The sequence below is a fragment of the Paraeggerthella sp. Marseille-Q4926 genome, from assembly GCF_916618935.1.
GTDB classification, from domain to species: domain Bacteria; phylum Actinomycetota; class Coriobacteriia; order Coriobacteriales; family Eggerthellaceae; genus Paraeggerthella; species Paraeggerthella hominis.
In genome coordinates this window covers 731,080-753,392 of record NZ_CAKAKF010000003.1, presented here as the reverse complement: position 1 = coordinate 753,392, position 22,313 = coordinate 731,080, and the positions used below count along the sequence as shown (strand labels likewise).

Genomic DNA, 22,313 nt, shown 5'->3' with positions numbered 1-22,313 from the left:
GGCGGCCGGCCAGCAGCCCAGAGGGCCAAGTCAATATTAGATTAAGGACTGGCTGGGTCGCTAATCCAACCGGGGCCGCCAAGCCCCTTGAACATGGCTCGATCAGGCTGGTTTCTACTGTAATGGGCAGCAGCGTGCGTCTTATCCAGGTGGAGGACATCGCCGATATAGCGTTGGGCTCGTCGCTTCTGGGTGCTGGCGGCGGGGGAGATCCGTACATGGGCTCGCTCGAAACCACTGCTGCCATTCGCGAATGCGGACCGGTGCGTCTGCTGGATGCCGACGAGGTGTCTGATGACTGGACGGTGGCGTCCATCGGCAGCGTGGGCGCGCCTTCAGTGGTGCTCGAGAAGGGCGTTAACGGCCAGGAGTACGTTCGCGCGCTCGACCTGCTGGAACGCAGGCTGGGCCGCTCCATTGACGCGTTCGTCTTGGCCGAGGCCGGTGGCTTGAACTCGCTGGTTCCCATTGCCGCGGCGGCTCGCGTGGGGATACCGGTGGTCAACGTGGACGGCATGGGCCGCGCATTTCCCGGATTGCAGCAGGATACGTACTGCATGGCCGGCGTGCCCACTACGCCCATGGCGTTCGTGGACGAGAAGGGCAACCGCGCCCTCATCGAAACCATCGACAACGATTGGACCGAGGCCATTGGGCGCGCGGTGACCACGGCATGCGGCGGCTCGCTCATCAATCTGGGAGCTTCGATGTCGGGTGCGAAGATGAAGGAGTGCGCCGTTCGCGGGACGGTTGACCTGGCTCAACGCCTCGGCCGTATTATCCGTACGGCGAAGGACGCGCGCGAGCGCTCCGCCCGTGCGTTCTTCCTGGAGGAATCGGACGCGCGCCTGTTCTTATGCGCGAAGATCGTCGACGTGCTGCGCGAGACGCGGGATGGCTACAACTTCGGGCGCGCCGTGCTGGAAGGCGTGGGCGACGATAGGGGGCATGCGGGCTCGGTCGTGTTCCAGAACGAGAACCTGTACGCCGAAGTGGACGGGCGCGTTGCCATGAGCGTTCCCGACTTGGTGTGCCTGGTGGATGCCGATACCTTCGTGCCGGTGACCACCGAGTCGCTCAAGTACGGCAAACGTGTGCTATTAGTAGGATTGGCGTGCGACGCTGCATGGCGCACGCCTCAGGGCGTCGCGTTGGGCGGCCCTGCGTTTTTCGGTTTCGACATACCGTACGTGCCGGTTGAGATAAGCTACGCATCGTTCGAAGGAGAAAAAGCGTGCGAGAACTAGGAATTCAGGAAATCGAGGACATCGCTTTAGGTGCGGCGCTGCTGGGCGCCGGCGGGGGCGGCGATCCCTACATCGGCAAGCTCACGGCTATCGGGGCGGTGAAGGAATGCGGCCCGGTGCAGATGATCGGCATCGACGAAGTGCCCGAAGGCGCGCTCATCATGCCGGCGGCGTCCATGGGCGCTCCCACCATCCTGGCCGAGAAGGGCGTCGGCGCCAACGAGTTCGCCAAGCTGTTCGACATGGTGTCGCGCTACTACGGCAAGCCCATCTACGCCACCATGCCCATCGAAGCGGGCGGCGTGAACTCCATGCTGCCCATTGCCGCCGCTGCGCGCCTGGGCATTCCCATGGTGGACGTGGACGGCATGGGCCGTGCTTTCCCGGAGCTGCAAATGGTCACGTTCACCATCGGCGGTGCGTCGGCTACGCCCATGGCGTTCATCGACGAGAAGGGCAATTCGGGCATTCTGGATACCATTACGAACAAGTGGACCGAAGACATCGCCCGCGCGGCCACGATGACCTGCGGCGGCACGCTGACCATCGCGCTGTTCTGCATGGATACGCAAACGTGCAAGGAATACGGCGTGCACGGCATTGTCACGCGCTCCGAGGAGCTGGGCCGCGCAATCCGCTTGGCGAAAAGCGAGGCGTCGGCGGCGGGTTTGACGCCCGAAGAGTTCTTCCTCAAGTTCACGGGTGGCTACAAGCTGTTCAAGGGTAAGATTTCCGACGTTCTGCGCGAAACGCGCGGCGCGTTCAACTTTGGCAAAGTGGTGCTTGAGGGCATTGCCGAAGACCGGGGCAGCCAGGCTTACGTCGAGTTCCAGAACGAGAACCTGAGCTGCGTGGTTGACGGCGAGATCTTGGCCACCACCCCCGACCTCATTTGCCTGGTGGACCCCGACACCTTCACGCCGGTTCCCACCGACGCGCTCAAGTACGGCAAGCGCGTGATGGCGCTGGGCCTGGAGTGCTTCGGCATGTGGCGCACGCCGGCCGGTATCGATCTGGTGGGGCCGCGCTACTTCGGCCTGGACACCGACTACATCCCCGTTGAAGAGCGCTGCATGCGGAAGGGAGCATAAGGCTATGTACAAGTTGGGAATCGACGTAGGCGGCACGAACACCGACGCTGTTTTGATCGACGAGGATTTAAACGTTGTTGCCGCGGTGAAAAACCCCACGTCAGGGGATATTTACAGCGGAATCATGGGTGCGGTGGACGCCGTTTTGGCCGATAGCGGCGTCGATCGCGCGCAGATCGGGCAGGCCATGCTGGGCACCACGCAGTGCACGAACGCCATCGTGGAGCGCAAGGGCCTGGCGCCTATCGCCATCTTGCGCATCGGCGCGCCCGCTTCGGTGGGTATCCCGCCCATGGTGGACTGGGCGCAGGACATCGCCGCGGTCAGCGTGGACGCCGCCATTATCGAGGGCGGTTTCGAATACGACGGCAAGCGCCTGGCGGAATTCGACGAAGCGGCGTGTCGTGCGTTTTTCGAGGGCGTGCGCGGACGCGTGGAAGCCGTGGCTATCTCGTGCGTGTTCTCCACGGTGCGAAACGACGATGAGCTGCGTGCCGCCGAGATTGCCACCGAGGTGCTAGGCGATGACGTGCACGTGTCCATTTCCAGCGAGATCGGCTCGATGGGCCTGATCGAGCGCGAGAACGCTACCATTTTGAATGCGGCGCTCTACGATGTGGCGCGTCGGTTTACCGAGGGCTTCGCGGCCAGTCTTGCCGACAAGGGCGTGGTGAACGCAGAGGTGTACCTGTCGCAGAACGACGGCACCCTCATGACCATGGAGCATGCGCGCCAATACCCCATCCTTACGATTGCCTGCGGCCCCACGAACTCCATTCGCGGCGCAAGCTATCTGTCGCGCATGGCTGACGCGATCGTGATCGACGTGGGCGGCACCACCACTGACCTGGGCGTGCTTTCGCACGGGTTCCCGCGCGAAAGCGGCGTGGCCGTGACCATCGGCGGCGTGCGCACCAACTTCCGCATGCCCGACGTGGTGTCCATCGGCTTGGGCGGCGGTTCCATCGTGCGTGTTGCCGACGACGGCAGCGTGACGGTCGGCCCGGATTCGGTGGGCTACCAGATTGCCGAGCGCGCGCTCGTGTTCGGCGGCGACGTTATGACTGCCACCGACATCGCCGTGCGCTTGGGCATGGCCGAAGTGGGGGATGCGGCGCTCGTGGCCGATATCCCGCAGGATGTGGCTGCGCGCGCCATGGACGCCATGCGCGAGACGGTGGAGGAAGCCATCGACGTGATGAAGGTGTCGAGCGACGACATCGACGTGGTGCTGGTGGGCGGCGGCGCTATCGTGCTGCCGCGTGACCTGGCAGGAACGGCTCAGGTGCTTACGCCCGAGCATGCCGGGTGCGCGAACGCTATCGGCTCGGCCATCTCGAAGGTGAGCGGCGTGTACGAAGCGTTGATCGACTACGACGTGACGCCGCGCGAAGAGGCGTTGGAGAACGCGCGCGTCGCTGCGTGCGAGGCTGCCGTGGAAGCCGGTGCCATTCGCGATACCGTGGAGGTCATCGATGCCGAGGACGTTCCCTTGGCGTACTATCCTGGCCACACGAACCGCGTGAAGGTGAAGGCTGCGGGAGACTTGGCGTAAGCAAGGCGGATGCCTGCAGGTCCGCTGGTCCAGGCAGGGACAATGCGATTTTCAAGGGCGCTCTGACGAACTGGTCGGGGCGCCCTTGTTTTTCGGCGCCCGCGTGCATGATGCGAAGGTCGCGGGCGCGAAGGGCTCCAATTGCTGCGAAAGGCAGATCCAGCGCAGCATGGGGAAGGGGAAATCGGCAATGAGCCATCGAATGCCCCTTCGCCGTTCTTGCGATGCCGACGCGGAAGGCCGACGCGTGCGCGCCGTTCGCCCCTTTCGCTAGCTTGCGCACGAAAAACCGCTCCCGCTGGCAGGTTTTCACGTTTAGGGGTCGTCGAAGTTGGCGCCGTTCCCGTTGCCGTTCGGCTCGTTTTCCGTTATGCCTGGTCACGGCCTTGTGCTGTTGCGCTGCGCTTTTGCGAGCGCTTGTCCGGTCGGCTCAAGCGACCTCAAACCGTCAAAACCTGCCAGCGGGAGCGGTTTTTCGTGCGCAAACAAGCCGAAGTGGGGGCAGGGACGGGAGGTGGGGGCTGCGCAGGAGCGCGAAACGGGAGCGCGAAACGGGTGCGCACTCCGCGAACGAGGTGGGCGACCGGCGAAGAGCTGGCTCGGTTCGTGCCGCCGAACCAGAGGAGCCTGCGCGAACGGGGCGGGGCTGGGGGCGGTGGGCGGGGTGGCAGCGAGCTTGCGTCTCGCCGGTCCCGCGCCGCGTCCCGTTCCCTCGTCCCGCCAGGCGCCCGCCGGGCTTGGATCCGCACGTTTCCCAATGCGTTCGGATTGTGCTGCTTGGATGACCTCTTTTGAATCATGGTATCATACATATGCAGGATGCTTTTGAGAGGCGGAGTCCACCCCTTTGTTTGAATCATTGCACATAAACGAGAAATCCGGAGTGCCCGTATGGGTGCAGATTCGCAACAACTTGATCTTCCTTATTAAAAGCGGCCAGATCAAGCCGGGGGATGTGCTGCCAACTGTACGCGAACTTGCGACGCAGCTTGGCGTGAACTACAACACCATTCATAAGGTGTACCAGGATCTTGAAGCGGACAATCTCATTTGTTCGAGTCGCGGCAAGCGATCGTTCGTTGCCGACGTCGACAAAGATGTACTGCAGCTACCGGAATCTCCCGTGGACCTTGTTATCGACGAACTGGTACGCGTGGCTCGGGAGAGCAACGTCTCGGAGGGGGACGTGTTGGTGCGGGTGAAGGAACGCTTTTCCGAGTAACCGATCGAATAGGGGAGATAACATGGGGGAGAGGTCGTTTTTCAGCGAGCCCGAAGAGCGGGATCGCTCGAGCGTTTCGGCTGAGATCGAAGACAATTTCAAGGATACGGCTACAAGTCGCTGGGGCGCTACGATGTTGCGCTGGGTTCTGGTTCTGGCCGTTGTGGCTGTTTTCGGACTGATTGCATGGCTTGCATCGTCGGTTGCGATTCTTGTGGTCGGCATAGTGGCAGGTGCTGTCTTGTTCAGCTGTGCGCATGTTGTACTTGAATGGGAGCGCGCCGTGGTTATGCGCTTTGGTCGGTTCAACCGCGTGGCCGGTCCCGGTCTTATCCTTATGATTCCCTTTGTCGAATACGCGTCGGCGGTCATCGACTTGCGTATGCGGTCGACGTCGTTCAAAGCTGAGCAGGTACTGACCTCCGACTTGGTTCCTGTGAACGTAGACGCGGTCTTGTTCTGGATGGTGTGGGACGCGGGCAAGGCGTGCTCTGAAATTCGCAACTTCGAGCGCCTGGTGTTCTGGATTGCCCAAACCACGTTGCGCGACGTGATCGGCGGCGTCAATATCGCGCAGATGGGCATGCGTCGCGCCCAAATCGACAAAGAGATCGCAGCCATCCTTGAGCGGAAAACCAGCGAATGGGGCATTACGGTGGTGTCGGTGGAGATCCGCGACATCAAGATCCCCGAAGAGCTGCAGGAGGCCATGTCGGCTGAAGCCCGCGCTGAGCGCGAGTACAACGCGCGCGTCATCTTGGCTGAAGTTGAGAAGGAGATATCCGAAATGTTCGTGGACGCCGCGCGCACGTACAAAGAAGAAGATGCGGCGCTGCAGCTTCGCGCTATGAGCTTCGTGTCGGATAGCGTGAAGGAGAAGGGCGGCCTTGTGGTGATACCCAGCGCGTTGTCGGATGCGTTCGAGGGGTTGGAGAGCCTTGCTAGAAAAGGGTAGGGCATTTTCGGCAAAATAGGTCTTTGAACAGCAAAAACGATAACCGGGTTCCTTGTTGAAAAGGAGCCCGGTTATCGTTTTGGGCAAAGCTCGATCCATTCTTGAAAAAGAATCATATATCACTAAGACAAGTATCACATATTTGTATGATTTATGATACGATACAGCTTGGAGGTAAAGCGACGGGGGAGCTAGACCGCTCGAAATGCTTGAGACGAGCAAGATCCGAGGCGTCTGTCCTCTTCGCGCCACAGGGAGAGAAAGGAAGGGGAATGAAAAAGAAGTTCGTGTGGGTAACTACAGTGCTCTTGGCCGGATCGCTTTGCGCTGTTGGCTGTGCGCAGCAGGACCCGGCGGCAGAGGGCGATGCTTCGGGCGAGGGGAAACAATACGCCAACAGCATCGAGGAGTCCGAAGCGGTGCTTGCCGAGGAGAATGCCCGCTGGCAGGAGATTAACAAGGAGTACGCTCCTGAGATTCGCACGCTGGAAGACGGAACCAAGGTCCAGCGTACGCCATCCGAGTATCAGTGTTACCACTGGAACCGCCCCTATGAAGAAGGTACGACGTACAATAACTATTTCTTGGATGCCGACAACCGTGGTTGCGGAGCTTGCCACGAAGATCTTGGCGACGCCTTGTCCAACATGGAATATGCTCACCCCACCGTATGGAACGATGCGCTAGGCAGCAAGCTCACCGTCGATCAGTGCATGCTGTGCCACAGCGCCGATGATGGCCAAGAAATGGGTACCGTGATGCACGCCGTGCACTATGGCGAGCGCAACGGCACCAACTTCGAGGACCGTGGCGGAAAATGCATCAGCTGCCATAACATTACTGAGAACGGCAACGGTGCTGAGCTTTGGGACGAGGTCAAGTACGACCATCTGGACGGGATCGTTAAAGTGAAGGATGTCCAGGGCGAATTCAAGTTCGACCAAACCACCACCACTGCACCCGAAGATATGTTTACCTACGATTGGATTCATTCCAATTACGATCACCTGATCCATATCATGGGTAAAAACGTCCTTGATGCGGAAATGCCGCAGGACTTCGTGGACAATTGGGAAGTCACCATAAACGGCCTGGTGAACAAGCCGTACACCGCCAAGCTTGCTGATCTCATCGCTGAGGCCGAGGGCGCCGGTGCAACGGTTACAAAACTCTCCAAAATCCACTGTGTGGACAACATGCCTGGCGGTGGCGGTATTTCCAACGTAGAAATCACGGGCATTCCGTTGAGCTGGCTCATTGAGAAGGGCGGCGGCGCAAGCAAAGACATCACCGGTGTGTTGTTCGATCGTCGGGAGTTTCACACCAATGGCGAAATGACGCATAGCAACCGTGGCGTGCCGGAGGCAAGCTTCGACGACGTGTACCTGGTGTACGAAATTGGCGGCAAGCGTCTCGATCCTAGTCAGGGTAGCCCCTGCATCAACTGGGTCGAGGGATGCGATGCTCAGTCATTCGTGAAGCAGTGCATGGGCTATACGCTGACCGACGAAGAGAAGCCTTGGGAAGACTGGATGATGAATGGCTTCAACTCGTATGGCGAGGGCCCGTACATCAACAAGCCCAACGCCTCTATCCTGAAGGTTCCTGAGGGCATGATCATCGAGACCGGGAAGCCGTTCACGTTCGAAGGCTATGCCGATGCGTACGACGAAGCGGTCACCAAGCTTGAGTTCTCCATGGACAACGGCAAAACGTGGACTGCCTACGACTTGGGCCAGACCGATCCTCGACAGTGGGTGTACTGGCACTATACGTGGACGCCCGAAACCGACGGCAGCTACGTGCTGACGATCCGCGGCATCACGGAAACGGGTCTGGTCAGCGTTAATAACCAAGAAGTCATGGTTACTGCTAAGAGCAATGTGGAGGGATAACATGAGACATTCCATTGGGACGAAGGTGCTGGGTTGCACGATGGGTGCCAGTATCGCGCTGGGCGGCATAAGCGCGTTCGGTCCCGGGGTAGCGATTGCGGCGGAGGATTTAAGCCCTGTTCAAGTGATGCAGCGCAATGCAGTGGACTACGTCAAAGTTGCGAACGTGGCCGGTAGCTTCTCGTTTTGCCAGGACACGCTCACGCCAACCGACGAGGTGTTCAACCTGTTCGGCACGGCTGCCACCAGCATGTGCGCCAAGCCTGGCTATGCCTTTGATGCGGTGACTCACGAGAGCTACTATGTCAATATCGGCGGCAATGTGGAGAAGGTGCGCACCATAGGACTCGAGGAAATCGAGCGCATGAAGGCCGAGACCGAGAAAATGCGCTGCACTTGCAGCATGAGCCCCGCGCTTGCCATGGCCAGCGTCACAGGAGTTAAAGTGTCGGACATGCTTTCCTTGGTTGACGTTGATCCGCAGGTTAACGCGATCACGTTCAAAGACAAGGATGGCTATGGCCTGCCGATGCCGCTGACGTATGTGACGGATAAAGAAGCAATGCTGGTGTACCAGATCGGCGACCAGAAGCTTTCGGACGGCGAGCGCTTGCAGGTTTGGATTCCCGATACCGTGGCGAAGTACTTCACGCGTGCGGTTACCGATATCGAGCTATCCGTGTCCGACGAGGTTCCCGAGGTTCAAGGCCCGGATGCAGACTATCGTGCCAAGGTGAGCGTGCTCAACACGGTTTCCGATACGTTCAAGGTTGGAGACATGGTCACGTTCGAGGGCTATGCGGATGATTGCGGAAAGCAGATCAAGGCCGTGGAGTTCTCTCTGGACGGCGGACAGACGTGGAGTGCGTTCGATACGTCTGAGGCCACCACGCAGGATTGGGTGCATTGGCACTTCGACTATGTGACCGAGGAGCCGGGTTCGTTCAAACTTGACGTTCGGGCCGTTGCCGAAGACGGCGTTGTTTCTCCCCTTGCTTCTAGTGTTGTGTTTAACGTCGAGGAATAGCCGCCGTCGACATTGAAAGTAGGTGTAAACATGGGAGAAGAAGCGAACGTAACGCGCCGAGTGCTCTTGCGGGCATCGGCCGCGGGCGCATGCGCGCTTGCGCTGGGAGGAGTTGTTACTTCTGGCGATGAGGCGCGCGCTCAAGAAGTGGATTTGGCGCCTGAGCATGACGGCGTTCGGTACGGTTTCTTGGTTGCCTTGTCTCGCTGTTCTGGCTGCGGGCGTTGTGTTGAAGCATGCAGGAAGCATAACGGCCTGGCCGAAGATGCTCCTGGCAGGCGGACTGTTTCCTCGTACCAGCGTAAAAGAGGACGGACGTTCTTTATCTCCACATCCTGCATGCATTGTGCCGATCCGAGCTGCATGAAGGTTTGCCCGGCTGGTGCGATCTCGAAGGACGTTAACGGTGTTGTGCGGGTAAACAAGAACGTGTGCATAGGCTGTAAGTACTGCTTCCAAGCGTGTCCGTACGAGGTTCCTCGATACGATTCGGCTGCCATGGATAAGTGCGATTGCTGCCGTGGGTCGGGGCTTTCTATTGAGGATGAGCCGTACTGCGTGCGCGCGTGCAAATTCGGCGCTCTGCAATTCGGACCTTTGGACGAGCTGATGGAGTCTACAGGGGGCTCTGCGGTTCCCATCGCCCAAGCGAACGATCCGTCTTGCTTGCTGCTGGGAACGGAGAAGTGAGTATGGAGATGCAATCGATATGGGGTTGGCAGCCCGCGTTGTACCTGTTTTTAGGCGGCATGGGAGCTGGGGGGTTCGTTACGGCAGCGGTGCTCTATCTGATAGACCAGAAGCGTCACGCCAAGATTATTTGTGCTTCCATGTGGGCATCAGCGGTGTGCTTGGGCGTTGGCTTGCTGCTACTGCTGTCCGAACTGACCCAACCGATGCGCGGGCTTATGATGTGGCAAAGCTTCAGTCACTTCACCTCGTGGATGACATATGGTGCTTGGGGTGCGTTTGCGGCCATTATCGTGTTCGGCTTGTCGGCGGTGCTGGCCGTGGGCAAAGTGGAAAGGCATCTTGCCAACAGCGCGGAACGAGCGAAGGGGCTTGTTCGCATGCGCAAGGTGTTGGCGGTCATCGGCATTGCGCTCGGTTTGTTCGTGGCGGTGTACACGGGCATGCTGCTCATGATGGCTCCGGGCGTGCCGCTATGGAATACGTTGTTGCTGCCGTGTTTGTTTGCGGTATCAGGTATCGATACGGGCGTTGCGCTGGTTGAGGTGACGGCTGTGGTGCTGGCAAAAAAGGATCCTTTGGCATCTCGTGCTTCTTGGTTGATGGAAGTCGCGGTGGTGGCGCTCGTGATCGTGGAATGCTTCGTACTTGGCGCTCTTTTGGTTTCTTCGTTGGGCGGAGAAGGGTCGGCCGTAGCAGCAGCAGCCGCCCAGTCCGCCCAGATGCTCGCTACTGGTTCCCTTGCCCCGCTTTTCTGGGGTCTGGTGGTCGGATGCGGCCTTGTGTTGCCTTTGGTCGCGTCCGTTGTCGGGCTGGTGAAGCACAAGAAGGGTACGGGCAGATTGATGGCGTGCGGCGCTGTGGGCGCGCTCGTCGGCGGGTGCGCGTTGCGCTTCCTGGTTCTTGCCGCCGGCGTCCATGCGGACGTGGTGGGCGAAACGGTCATGAGGATGATCGGCTAGCACGACACGATCTGATAGCGAAAACGGCGCCTCGGAAATGCTCCGAGGCGCCGTTTGCTGTAAGGCCGTTCTTGCGATGCCGGCGCGGGAGTCCGACGCGTGCGCGCCGTTCGCCCCTTTCGCTGGCTTGCGCACGAAAAACCGCTCCCGCTGGCAGGTTTTCACGTTTAGGGGTCGTCGAAGTTGGCGCCGTTCCCGTTGCCGTTCGGCTCGCTTTTCGTTATGCCTGGTCACGGCCTTGTGCTGTTGCGCTGCGCTTTTGCGAGCGCTTGTCCGGTCGGCTCAAGCGACCTCAAACCGTCAAAACCTGCCAGCGGGAGCGGTTTTTCGCGCGCAAGCAAGCTGAAGTGGGGGCAGGGACGGGAGGTGGGGGCTGCGCGGGAGCGCGAAACGGGTGTGTGGCGACGGGGGTGCGAAGCCGAGATGCCCGAACCGGCGAGGCGAGGCGGGGCGCGGCGACGGGGAGGCGGTGCGGGGGCTTGAAACGGAGGCGCCCCCCGCCCGCCCCGTCGCCGCGCCCCGCCTCGCTCCGAGCGACGTTCTGCCGCTTGCCGCGTCACGTCCAAAGAGGGTCTTTCCCTTTTCGTCATCTATGCTATACTCTGCTCCAGCACTTTAGTGCAGTAAAGTAAAAGAGTGGCAGGCTGCATACCGGGGAAGGGGCGGATCCTGCGCGACATGATGGGAGAGGCAATGAAGAAGAAGCTTTTGGCGATTGTCGCAGCTGCGGCGACGCTGGCGCTTTCTGCGGTGATGCTGGCGGGTTGTTCCGGCGGCAACCAGGAGGCAGACAATGCGGCTAAGGACGGCCAGTTCACGCTGACGGTCGGATTCGACCAGAGCTATCCGCCCTACGGCTACGTGGGCGACGACGGCCAGTTCACGGGCTTCGATTTGGAGCTTGCCAAGGCCGTGGCTGAAAAGATGGGCTGGAATCTCAAGCTTGAGCCTATCGACTGGGACGCCAAAGACGCGCTCATCAACAGCGGCTCCATCAACTGCATCTGGAACGGTTTTACCATGGAAGGCCGTGAAGACGGGTACACGTTCTCCGAGCCGTACATGTACAATGAGCAGATGGTGGTCGTGAAGTCCGGAAGCGACATCAAGACGCTTGAGGACTTGAAGGGCAAGATCGTCCTGACGCAGGTTGATTCCGCGGCGCTGCACGTGCTGGAGGACGAGAAGGGTCAGAAGGCTCTTGCCGATACCTTCAAGGAGCTTCAGACCATCGGCGATTACAACAACGCGTTCATGCAGCTTGAGTCCGGCATGGTAGACGCCGTGGCGTGCGACCTGTCCATCGCCAGCTACCAGATGGCCGCTAAGTCCGATGCGTACGTTAAGCTGGGCGTTTTGGCTCCCGAGAACTACGCGGTGGGCTTCAAGAAGGGCGACACGGAGCTTGCCAAGCAGGTCACCGACGCGTTGAAGCAGCTGGATGACGAGGGCTTCGTCAAGCAGCTGTGCGAGAAGTATAAGGATCAGGGCATCACGTACGACAACTGGGTGCTGTAAGACTTCAGGCGGCCGACCGGCCGCCTGAACCGCTCGACGCTGCGAAGCGCTGACGCACCCCGCTTTGCCCCTTGTTCGCTTGCCCTCACGTGCAAAGCACGCTCGGCCGCGAACCGGGGCAATTCGGGGCACGTCAGCGCTTCTCGCTGACTTTGCTGGACCTGCGACGTTTCAAGAAAGGCCGGGTATGGAATTTTCCACCATGATGGAGCTTTTGCTTTCGGGCTTCGTGTTCACTTTCCAGATCTTCGTGACCACGCTTTTGGGGGCGCTCCCCTTGGGCATCCTGGTGGCGCTTGGCCGTATGAGCCGGTTCAAGCCGGTCGCGCTCATCACGCGGTTCTACATATCGATCATGCGCGGCACCCCGCTCATGCTGCAGCTCATGGCCCTCATGTTCGGGCCGTATTACCTGTTTGGCCTGCAGATGGGCAACGATTGGAAGTACATCGCCTGCTCCATCGGCTTCATCATCAACTACGCGGCCTACTTCGGCGAGATCTACCGCAGCGGCATCCAGTCCATTCCGCGCGGCCAGTACGAAGCGGCCTCGGTTCTGGGCTACTCGCGTCTCCAAACCTTCATGAAGATCATCCTTCCCCAGGTGGTCAAGCGTATTCTTCCGGCTATGGGCAACGAGGTCATCACGCTGGTCAAAGACACGTCGCTCGCGTTCGTTCTGGGCATCATGGAAATGTTCAGCCAGGCGAAGGCGCTGGCGGCGTCGCAGATCAGCATGGTTCCGTACGTGATCGCCGGTGCGATCTACTGGATATTCAACTTCATCGTCGAAATGATCCTGACTCGCATCGAGAAGCGTCTCAACTATTACCGCGACTGATCCGCCTCGTTGTTTTCTGACCTGCAAGAAGGAGTAGAGCCATGACCGAACAGACGCTTGTGCAGCTGGATCACGCTCGTAAGAGCTTCGGCGACGCGCACGTGCTCAAAGATATATCCCTGACGGTGCGCAAAGGCGAGGTGGTGGCCGTTATCGGCCCGTCAGGCGGCGGCAAGTCCACGCTTCTGCGCTGCCTGACGCTGCTGGAAACGCTTGATGCCGGGCGTCTTGCGTACGGCGACTTGGTGGTTGCCGAAGACGACGGGACGGGGCGGGCGAAGTACGCGTCGAAAGCGGTTCTGCGCGAGGCGAAAACGAGCTTCGGCCTGGTGTTTCAGAACTTCAATCTGTTCCCTCACTACTCGGTGATCAAAAACCTGACCGACGCGCCCCTCCATGTGCAGAAGCGCCCCAAGGACCAGGTGATGGCCGAGGCGAAGGCGCTGCTGGCGAAGATGGGCCTGACCGGCAAGGAAGATATGGTTCCGTGCGAGCTTTCCGGCGGCCAGCAGCAGCGCGTGGCCATTGCCCGGGCGCTGTCCCTCGATCCCGACGTGCTGTTCTTCGACGAGCCCACCAGCGCGCTCGACCCTGAGCTGACCCAGGACGTGCTCAAAGTCATCCGCGACTTGGCTGACGAGCGCATGACCATGGTCATCGTCACGCACGAGATGAGCTTCGCGCGCGACGTGGCGGATCGCATCGTGTTCATGGACGGCGGCGTGATCGTGGAGGAAGGCCCGGCGGCCCAGTTGATCGAGAACCCGCAGCACCAGCGCACGCGCGCGTTCCTTTCCAAGTACGAATAGGGGAATGCGGCAGGATTCTTGAAGACGCCCGCTTTCCGTTCGAGTCGGGCGGGGCGGGCGAAGCGAACGCGCAGGGAGGCGGGGCGAAGGGTGCCCCGCCTCCCTGTTCTGTACGGGAGTTTCGACCGGAAACGTCCAGGAGATTGCTATACTGGGCCGGTCGTTTGAAGATGGGAGGCACGACGTGGCTATCGATAGAGTGCGGACGTTTCTTGAGGAGCGCGGCATGGGAGATCGCGTGCTCGAGTTCGAGACATCGAGCGCAACGGTTGATCTTGCGGCCGCCGCGGTGGGCTGCGAGGCGGCGCGCATCGCCAAGACGCTCTCGTTTCGCGTGGGGGATCGCGTTGTGCTTGTGGTGGCCGCCGGTGACGCGCGCATCGACAACCCCAAGTTCAAGGCGCAGTTCGGCGCCAAGCCCAAGATGCTCAAGGCCGACGAAGCCGAGCCTTTGATCGGGCACGCGGTAGGCGGCGTGTGCCCCTTCGCCGTGAACGAGGGCGTCGAGGTGTGCCTGGACGAATCGCTGCGACGCTTCGACGTGGTCTACCCGGCAGCGGGCAACGCGGCGAGCGCCGTGCGCCTGACCCCCGATGAACTGGAGCGATGCGCTTCTCCCTGCGCCTGGGTTGACGTGTGCAAGCTGCCCCAGGACTCCCATGAATAGGAAGCTCGCGCCGCAGGGTCCCCTGTCCGACTCCCTTGTGCGCGACGAAGCGGCCCCCGTCAACTTCTACGTGGTCCGCCATGGGCAGACGCTGTTCAACGTTATGGGGAAAGTGCAGGGGTGGTGCGATACTCCGCTTACCGACGAGGGTATTCGCGCAGCTCAGGCACTTGGGCGCGGATTGGCTAGCGTGGATTTCGCAGCCGCCTACTCAAGCGACAGCGGTCGCGCCGTGCAGACGCTCGACCATCTGCTGGACGCGCGGTCGCACGCGCGCGGTGAATCCTACGTTGCTCCCGAGCCGTTCTTGTCCCTGAGCGGCGGCGAGCCGTCCTGTTCGGGCGTTTCGTTTCCCCTGGCCCATGACGCGCGGTTGCGCGAATGGTGCTACGGCGATTTGGAGGGCGAACCGGGCGAGCTTCTGCATGCGACGCTCACGGCGGGCTTCGGGGCCGATCTTTCCTTCGAGGAGCACAACCGCCGCCTGCCCGAGGTGGCCGACGTTCTGGCGAATGCCGACTGCTCGGGGCGCGCTGAACGCTTTGCAACGATCGAGCAGCGGCTCCGCGGCTTCTTCTGCGAGGCTGCTGCGACCGTGCAGCGTTCCGGCGGCGGCAACGTGCTGGTGGTGACGCATTCGTTCGTAGTGCGCACGATCGTGTACCTGGTCGATCCGCTGCGCGTCAACGATCCCGTGAAGATCCCCAACGCGAGCGTCACGGAGCTTGCGTTCGACGGCTCGGCGTTTTCGCTCGGGCGCATCGGCTCCACGTCGTGGCAGGAGCGCGACCGCTAGCCTGCGCTAGCGGTCGGCGGCGGGAGCGGCCTCCGGGGACGCCTCTTCGCCGGAGGCCTCGCTTTCATCGTCCAGGTGGCGCATCGGCTTCACCAACAGAGCCGCTACGGTGATAAGCCCCCAGCACGCCATGAGGATCAGCGCCGCCGGCCTCTCTCCCAGCGTGCTCACGGCAACGGACGTGGCGAACACGGCTACCGGAGCGGCAATCAGCATGATGGAGTTCTGGGTGCCGAACGCGCTGCCGCGCGAAGCGTCGGGGATGCGGTCGTACATGAAGAATCCCAATAGCGCCGAGGCCGGGCCCGCCGCAATGCCCAGCACGAGCGCGCCGAGCAGCATGAGGGGGAAGGGCGGCAGCGTGCTGAGCAGGGCCACGCCCACCGCCATGCCGACGAGCGACGTCACGTACCACGCGCGCCTGCTCAAGCGGGGCGCGAGCGCCGCGTATGCAAGCGAGCTTATCAGCATGCCGCCGGAAAGCGCCGACAACACGTAGCCCAAAAGCTCAGGCTGGCCCGTAAGCGTGAAATGCACGGGAAGCACCAATCCCTGAAACGACCCCATGACCATGACGATGCCGAACGAGAACAGGGTGGAGCAGGCAAGGACTCGATCGCTGCGAAGCAGTACGCGCAGTCCCTCTCGCAACGCGCCGAACGCGGCTGCTGCGATACCCCGGGAAGGGCTGGGGCTTGCGGCATCGATCGGTTCGCCTGCGGCGGTTTCGGGAACTCCGACAACGCTCGGCAGGGTCATGGTAACGATGGCCGCCGCGGCGGAGAGCGCCGCCGTGAACCAAAGGGCGGAGGTTCCGCCGACCGTGCCGATCAGCAGCGCAGCGATCGCCGGGCCCACGATGGTGGTGAGCGAGTCCAAAGACTGCGACATGCCCATGAATCGTTGCAGGTCAACACCGTCGCGCTTGGTGACGGTGGGCAGCAGGGCGTCGCGTGCGGTCATGCCCGGGATGTCTCCGACAGCGCCCATAAGGCCCAAAACGACGAACCACCAGAAGTTCAAGCCCCAGATCATATCGACGATGGGGATGAGCGCGACGCTGGCGGCGGATATCAAGTCCGAGAGGATGGAGATGTTTCGCCGGTTGAAGCGATCGAGCGCGGCGCCGCCCAGAACGCCCAGCAGCATCTGCGGAACGGCGCATACGAGCGCCAGGGCGCCGGCCGCCAGTGCGTCGCCGGTGGTGGCGAGCAGGATGAGGGGGAGCGCGATGGCTGCGATCGAGTTGCCAAGAAGCGAAAGCGTACTCGAAACGAGGAAGCGGATGGTAGTGCCTTTGCCGTGCATGATAGTCCTTTCTGCGTCGGTGATCTACCGAGCAGTAAAAACTACGACGTAACGTCGGGGTCAAGCATCAGCTCCCGTTTCTTCATAATTCGTCGCTCCATCTCCTCCTCGATGCGATCTTGCGCGTACACCTGGGCTTCGTTCAGCCCCTGCTTCGCCATCTCGTCTATGAGCAGATCGGCCGGCGTGTCGAAGTCTCGATCCCAATTGTCGGGATCGAAGGAATCGATAATGGGATCAAGGCAGTTCATGGTCTCGGCCACCAGGCGATCGATCTCTTCGCGCGGGGTGTCGGGAGCCAGGTTTTCGAACCGATCCTGTATCTTATGCAGCCTGTCCAGAAGCCCGCGCTGATCGAGTGCGGCGACGGCGCGTTCCAGCTCCGCTACGTCCTCGTCGGTGTAGAGGTGCCCGGCAATGAGGAGCGTTTGGCGGTTCCCTGAATGGACGGAGGCTGTCTCGTACGCATCGCCCATGAGGGTTTTCGCAGCACGTGCGAAGCGTATCGGCAGGTCAGGATCGAGCTGCTCGCGTTTCAGCAGAGCGATGGTGCGCCGCTGCTCTTGCAGGTGCGCAATTTGCAGCTCCAGCTCTCGGTCAAGCTCGTCAAGGGCGGCGTCGGCGTTCGGGTCGGACGCCGCTTCCAGGTTCGCGTCCATCTCGTCGAGCACTTCGCCGATCCGCGAAAGTGAGAACCCCAAAGCCGAAAGCCGTTTGATGCGCAGCAGGCGCACCAGGTCCTCCGCCTCGTATTCGCGGTACCCGTTTTCCGCGCGCGACGGCTCCGCCATAAGCCCGATGGCGTGGTAGTGCCTCAGCGTGCGCACGGTCACGCCTGCAAGCTTGGCAAGTTCGTTGCTGCGCACGGAAGGCTCCTACGCGACGGGTTGCGGATCACGCACCATGCAGCGTTCGACCAGGTCGAAGCCGGGTGCCGTTTTGCGCTCGACGGTGATGAAACCGTAATGGCCGTAGATCTGCTCCAGGCGATCGGTGTAGCAATCCAGGTACGTGCGCAGGTTGCGCGCGTCGGCGTAGGCCAGGATAGGCTTGATAAGACGACCGAACGCCCCGCTGCCGCGACGGGCGGGATCCACGCCGATGGACACGAAGTAGATGAAGTCTTCGTCGCAGGCGGCATGCGCGAAGGGCCAGTTCGTGTCCGACAGGGGTTCCATGGCTTCGGCGCGCGGCAGCAGCACGGCCTGTTCTTCCGGCGTCAGCTGTGTTTCCACCAAGCTCCAGGACCGCTCCTCAAGATCCGCCCATGCAGCATCGCCCAGATCGCTGCGCAGGAAGGCGTTCGCCACGCCGGCATGGTCGGGCAGCGCGTGCACGCAGCCGTAAGGCGCGGTGGTCATGAAGTCCGACCTGATCGATGCCTGAGTGATGGCAAGCTTGCGGTCTTCGTCCGCATCAAGCGCGTCCAAGCATGTGACGTACCAGAGCTCTTCGCGAAAGCAGGTGCCCAGCATGCGCGCGAGTTCTTCAAGAAGGTCGGTTTGATCAGGTTCGATGGTGACAAGGCCGGACGGGTTCATGACAAGATCCTTTCGAGGCTTCGGCGTTGTCGCGACGGTGACGTATCAACGCTGCGACAACGCCGAAGCGGTGCGTGCTCCTCTGTTGCCCCTTGATTCTCGCATGACCGCGCTTGCTTGTCGAGCCGCCCCCGTACGCTCGAAGGTTGGCCGCGCGGCGCCGCTTTATTCCTTCCAGAAGTCGCGCGTCAGCTCTTGGCGGCTCGCGTGGTCGGTCTTCTTCAGGATGTTGTGCACGTGCGCCTTCACGGTTCCCAACGCCAGTTGCAGCTCGCTTGCAATGTTCTGGTTGTCCTTGCCTTGCAGCACAAGGGCCAAGATCTCGCGCTCGCGCGCCGTCAGGCCGTGCCGCTCGCAAAACGTGGGCAGCAGGTCGTCGATGTGCCTTTGCACGGTGGGATTCTCGGATGTCGGCGGTTCCTTGAACCGCATGCGAAGCGTTTCCCCCGACTCTTTCAAGCTGAAGAACGCGAAGGCCAGCATAAGGAAGTTCTCGCAGAAGTTGCGCTCGGATATGTAGAGGGGAAGCATGGTTGCAGATACCGCTTCGGGGTTCCAGACCAGCATCATGAACGTATCTTCCACAAGGATGCCCAAGGTCAGCGCTATCGTGATCAGGAACAGCGGCTCCTGTCGCTTCATGCGCGTTTTTTCTATCTCGTTCGTAGAAGTCCAGTACCGGCGCAGCAGGTAGGCAAGGCACCAGATCAAAAACACTTGCCGCATGCTGTAGAACAGCCACTGCTTGAATTGTCCTTCGGGAAGGATGATGACGATCGCGCCGCTCAAAATCACGAATCCTACAGCGGGAACGATTCTCAAAGCGAGCCTTTTTTCATCCACGAAGTCACAGGCGACAAGCCAGAGCGATTCGATAACGCCGGCTGCGAACAAGATTCTGAGCAGCGGTTGATCGATGGCGTAGAACGCGTCCAGGGGGAAATCCGTATTCTGCCCAAGGTATTCGTTTTGGAAGATGATCGCGAGATCAAGGAAGTAGAACAGGAAGAACGCCACCATGAACAAATGGCTGCGCCTGCGGGAGACGAAGTATGCAGAAAGCGAAATCGTCCCTGCGGCAACGCAGACGAGCATGATGAGAATCGTATAGAAATAGAATGCGATCTCCAAGGCGATACTCCCTCGTTTTCCGATGGACGAAGTGTCTGTGCCGCTTTCGGTAATTCTACCTCGCAGGTTTAGAAGGGTGTAGCGAGGTTGTAGGGCAATTGGCGACGCTTACTATAACACCTGATCAATCAATTAAACACCCAAGATTATTTGAGATATAGAAGAGGCGTGCGAAAAATAATCTTCATTATTCCTTCACAAGAAGCCATCTTGGCAGCATGGTAGGCGCCAAGAGAAGCGGCCGGGAAAAGGCATCGGCCGCGGCAGTCAATAAGGAGGACCAGCATGGCCGTGAAGGACTACATCGACACCAACGACTTCACCAAGGAAGAGCTGCTCGACATGATCGAGCTGGCGCGCTCCATGAAGACCATGATCAAGGAGGGCGGGCGCTACCCGCAGGTGCTCAAGGACAAGACGCTCGGCATGATCTTCCAGCAGGTGTCCACCCGCACCCGCATCTCCTTCGAGACGGCCATGACCGACCTGGGCGGCCACGCGCAGTTCTACGGCCCGGGCACCATCCAGCTGGGCGGCCACGAGACGCTCGAGGACACCGCGCGCGTCATGGGCTCGCTCGTCGACATCCTCATGGCCCGCGTGAACCGCCACCCCGACGTGGTGGGCCTGGCCGCCAACAGCGCCGCCCCCGTCGTCAACGGCATGTCCGACTACAACCATCCCACCCAAGAGCTCGGCGACCTGCTGACCATGATCGAGAACCTGCCCGAGGGCAAGAGGATCGAGGACTGCAAGCTGGCCTTCATCGGCGACGCCACCCAGGTGTGCGTGTCGCTCATGTTCATCGCCTCGAAGATGGGCATGGACTTCGTGCACTTCGGCCCCAAGGGCAAGCAGGTCACCGACGGCGGCCTGGTGGTCGACTCCGACGTCGACATCATGGCCATCGCCGAGGAGAACTGCAAGGCGTCCGGCGGCACCGTCACCGTCTCCGACGACATCGAGTGCATCAAGGGCGCCGACTTCATCTACACCGACGTGTGGTACGGCCTGTACGACGAGGAGGAGGGCGGCGAGTCCTACATGGACGTCTTCTTCCCCAAGTACCAGGTGACCATGGAGATGATGGACTTCGCCGGCCCGGACTCCAAGTTCATGCACTGCCTGCCGGCCACCCGCGGCGAGGAAGTGACCGACGAGGTCATGGACAGCCCCGAGCGCTCGCTGTGCTGGGTCGAGGCCGAGAACCGCAAGCACTCCATCCGCGCCATCCTGGCCTACCTGTGCCCGAAGACCGTCGAGGACGCGGCCGTGGCCGACGCCGCCGAGGCCCGCATGAACGCGGTGCTCGAGAAGATCAGCAAGTAGCAAAAGAGACCTTGGCGGGTTGCGCGGCGCGAGGCGCGCAACCCGTTCACCATGATCGAGCGCTCCACCGGGCCGGGCCCGCGTCGCCAAGCCGGCGCGGCTCGGTGGAGCCGAACCCCTGGAAGGGGGATACGCATGAGCAACAAAGTTAAAAAGTTTTCATTCATGAGCGTGATCCTGTCGGTGATCTGCGTCGTGTTCGTTGCCGAGGCCGCAGCACCCGCAGCCGCCATCGGCAACCAGCAGTTCTTCTGGTGGATCTTCCTCATCATCACGTTCCTGCTTCCGTACGGCATGGTGGTGGCCGAACTGGGAACCACGTACGATTCCGATGGCGGCTTGTACGACTGGATCCGCGAGGCGTTCGGCGATCGCTGGGGCAGCCGTGTGGCCTGGTACTATTGGATTAACTTCCCGCTGTGGATTGCGTCTTTGGCAACGCTGTTCCCCGATATTCTGGGCATGGTGTTCGGCGTTGAGTTCGAGCTGGGGCCGGTGCTTGCCATCGAGCTGGCATTCGTATGGATCGTCGTGTTCATGAGCTTTTCGAAGGTGTCCGATTCCGCGTGGATCCTCAACGGCGGCGCCATCCTCAAAGTGCTCATCGCGGTGTCGGTCGGCGGTCTGGGCATTTGGTACGCCATGAACAACGGCTTCGCCAGCGATATGTCCCCGGCTACGTTCGTTCCCGACCTCACCAACACCAACGCGCTTACGTACCTGTCCATCATCCTGTTCAACTTCATGGGCTTCGAGGTCATCTGCACCTTCGCTGACGCCATGAAGAACCCCTCGCGCGACATTCCCAAGGCCATCATCTTGGGCGGCCTGGCCATCGCTGCGATCTACCTGTTCTGCTCGTTCGGCATCGGCGCTGCCATTCCGGCCGATCAGATCGATCCCGACTTCGGCATGATCTACGCGGTCATGACCATGGTGGGCGAGGCTTCCCCCATCTTCATGCTGATCTGCGTGGTGTTCCTGGTCACGCTGTTCGCGAACATGGCTTCCTGGTCCTTCGGCGTGAACTTCGTGGCCGACTATGCGGCGAAGCACGGCAACATGCCCAAGCTGTTCGCCCATGAGAGCGCGAAGACCGGCATGCCTACGGGTGCGGCAATCATCAACGGCGTAGTGGCGTCCTTGGCCCTCATGCTGCAGTTGATCCCGATTCCGGCTATCTCCGAGGGCATCTTCTGGATGCTGTTCTCCATGAACGTCGTGTTCCTGCTGATCAGCTACATCCCCATGTTCACCGCGTTCCTGAAGCTGCGCAAGGTCGATCCGAACCGCCCGCGCGTGTTCACCTTCCCCTTCAAGGGCAAGCTCATGTACGTCATGCTGGCCGTCCCCGCCATCGAGCTGGTGCTGGCTATCATCGCCACCATCGTTCCGTTGAACGGTTCGGAAGAAGAGCTTTCGAAGATCCCGATGCTGGTTGGCGTGCTGGTGTTCGTCGTGCTGGGCGAGGTCGTGCGCATCTGGTCGAAGCGCGGCCGCACGGAGGAGTACAAGGGCCTGACGCCCGAACTGGCTGCTGAGCGCTTGGCCGAGGAAGCCGCCGAAGAGGCGCGCGAGGCTTCGCAGAGCGCTGCGGAGAAAGACTCCGAGGCTCAGCCAGTAGCGTAAACGCTGCGATTTCGATTGGACGGGCGGGGCGATTCGAACGTCCCGCCCGTGGGAGAATCTACGAAACAGGATTTGCAAACCAAACAGAAAGGTGTGCATC

At 60.9% G+C, this 22,313-nt stretch carries 20 protein-coding genes; 16 read left to right on the top strand and 4 right to left on the bottom strand.

Annotated features, from left to right (window positions below; all coding sequences use genetic code 11):
• The 14 genes from LG373_RS08550 to LG373_RS08485 all read left to right on the top strand — a co-directional run.
• The coding region (locus tag LG373_RS08550) for a DUF917 domain-containing protein (RefSeq protein ID WP_225749554.1) at positions 1 to 1,247 on the top strand (1,247 nt) is incomplete at its 5' end.
• A complete protein-coding gene (locus tag LG373_RS08545) occupies positions 1,235 to 2,338 on the top strand; it encodes a DUF917 domain-containing protein (protein ID WP_114566283.1) in 1,104 nt (367 codons plus the stop codon). The genes LG373_RS08550 and LG373_RS08545, both read left to right, overlap by 13 nt.
• Before the next feature lie 4 nt (positions 2,339 to 2,342).
• On the top strand, positions 2,343 to 3,893 hold the full coding sequence (locus LG373_RS08540) for a hydantoinase/oxoprolinase family protein (protein ID WP_114566284.1): 1,551 nt from the start codon (positions 2,343 to 2,345) through the stop codon (positions 3,891 to 3,893).
• Positions 3,894 to 4,776: 883 nt separating this feature from the next.
• Positions 4,777 to 5,115, top strand: a complete 339-nt coding sequence (locus LG373_RS08535) for a GntR family transcriptional regulator (protein WP_225749553.1) — start codon at positions 4,777 to 4,779, stop codon at positions 5,113 to 5,115.
• Positions 5,116 to 5,137: 22 nt separating this feature from the next.
• Positions 5,138 to 6,070, top strand: a complete 933-nt coding sequence (locus tag LG373_RS08530) for a slipin family protein (protein WP_114568037.1) — start codon at positions 5,138 to 5,140, stop codon at positions 6,068 to 6,070.
• Positions 6,071 to 6,342: 272 nt separating this feature from the next.
• Positions 6,343 to 7,965 carry a molybdopterin-dependent oxidoreductase gene (locus tag LG373_RS08525; protein WP_114568036.1) on the top strand — a complete coding sequence of 541 codons (1,623 nt, stop codon included), beginning with the start codon at positions 6,343 to 6,345 and terminating at the stop codon, positions 7,963 to 7,965.
• Between the two features lies 1 nt (position 7,966).
• Complete coding sequence (locus tag LG373_RS08520; protein ID WP_114568035.1) at positions 7,967 to 8,992, top strand: molybdopterin-dependent oxidoreductase; 1,026 nt, start codon at positions 7,967 to 7,969, stop codon at positions 8,990 to 8,992.
• 30 nt (positions 8,993 to 9,022) lie between these two features.
• Positions 9,023 to 9,682, top strand: coding sequence for a 4Fe-4S dicluster domain-containing protein (locus tag LG373_RS08515; protein ID WP_114568034.1), 660 nt, complete (start codon positions 9,023 to 9,025; stop codon positions 9,680 to 9,682).
• A 2-nt stretch (positions 9,683 to 9,684) separates the two neighbouring features.
• Positions 9,685 to 10,644, top strand: coding sequence for an NrfD/PsrC family molybdoenzyme membrane anchor subunit (gene nrfD / locus LG373_RS08510; protein WP_114568033.1), 960 nt, complete (start codon positions 9,685 to 9,687; stop codon positions 10,642 to 10,644).
• Between the two features lie 693 nt (positions 10,645 to 11,337).
• Positions 11,338 to 12,162 (top strand): transporter substrate-binding domain-containing protein, encoded by an 825-nt coding sequence (locus tag LG373_RS08505; protein WP_114567680.1) that lies wholly within the window; start codon positions 11,338 to 11,340, stop codon positions 12,160 to 12,162.
• 187 nt (positions 12,163 to 12,349) lie between these two features.
• Positions 12,350 to 13,003: an amino acid ABC transporter permease gene (locus tag LG373_RS08500; protein ID WP_216528806.1), complete on the top strand. Its 654-nt coding sequence runs from the start codon at positions 12,350 to 12,352 to the stop codon at positions 13,001 to 13,003.
• Positions 13,004 to 13,044: 41 nt separating this feature from the next.
• Complete coding sequence (locus LG373_RS08495) at positions 13,045 to 13,812, top strand: amino acid ABC transporter ATP-binding protein (RefSeq protein WP_225749552.1); 768 nt, start codon at positions 13,045 to 13,047, stop codon at positions 13,810 to 13,812.
• 184 nt (positions 13,813 to 13,996) lie between these two features.
• On the top strand, positions 13,997 to 14,479 hold the full coding sequence (locus LG373_RS08490) for a YbaK/EbsC family protein (protein WP_114567675.1): 483 nt from the start codon (positions 13,997 to 13,999) through the stop codon (positions 14,477 to 14,479).
• Positions 14,472 to 15,275 (top strand): histidine phosphatase family protein, encoded by an 804-nt coding sequence (locus tag LG373_RS08485; RefSeq protein WP_114567674.1) that lies wholly within the window; start codon positions 14,472 to 14,474, stop codon positions 15,273 to 15,275. The genes LG373_RS08490 and LG373_RS08485 overlap by 8 nt, the downstream gene beginning before the upstream one ends.
• 6 nt (positions 15,276 to 15,281) lie before the next feature.
• Here the strand turns inward: LG373_RS08485 and LG373_RS08480 are convergent, their stop codons facing one another.
• The 4 genes from LG373_RS08480 to LG373_RS08465 form a co-directional block, all read right to left on the bottom strand.
• Positions 15,282 to 16,583 (bottom strand): MFS transporter, encoded by a 1,302-nt coding sequence (locus LG373_RS08480; RefSeq protein WP_114567673.1) that lies wholly within the window; start codon positions 16,581 to 16,583, stop codon positions 15,282 to 15,284.
• 41 nt (positions 16,584 to 16,624) lie between these two features.
• Entirely contained in the window at positions 16,625 to 17,449 is an 825-nt protein-coding gene (locus LG373_RS08475; protein WP_225749551.1) for a MerR family transcriptional regulator, read from the bottom strand.
• A gap of 9 nt (positions 17,450 to 17,458) precedes the next feature.
• Positions 17,459 to 18,124, bottom strand: a complete 666-nt coding sequence (locus tag LG373_RS08470) for a GNAT family N-acetyltransferase (RefSeq protein WP_225749550.1) — start codon at positions 18,122 to 18,124, stop codon at positions 17,459 to 17,461.
• A 165-nt stretch (positions 18,125 to 18,289) separates the two neighbouring features.
• The gene (locus LG373_RS08465; RefSeq protein ID WP_225749549.1) at positions 18,290 to 19,255 is read right to left on the bottom strand and encodes a helix-turn-helix transcriptional regulator; all 966 of its coding nucleotides are present in this window, start codon (positions 19,253 to 19,255) and stop codon (positions 18,290 to 18,292) included.
• Positions 19,256 to 19,540: 285 nt separating this feature from the next.
• Here LG373_RS08465 and ptcA point away from each other — a divergent pair, with 285 nt between their 5' ends.
• Both ptcA and LG373_RS08455 read left to right on the top strand, forming a co-directional pair.
• Positions 19,541 to 20,584, top strand: a complete 1,044-nt coding sequence (ptcA, locus tag LG373_RS08460; RefSeq protein WP_225749548.1) for a putrescine carbamoyltransferase — start codon at positions 19,541 to 19,543, stop codon at positions 20,582 to 20,584.
• Positions 20,585 to 20,719: 135 nt separating this feature from the next.
• Positions 20,720 to 22,213: an APC family permease gene (locus tag LG373_RS08455; RefSeq protein ID WP_114567668.1), complete on the top strand. Its 1,494-nt coding sequence runs from the start codon at positions 20,720 to 20,722 to the stop codon at positions 22,211 to 22,213.
• Positions 22,214 to 22,313: the final 100 nt, after the last annotated feature.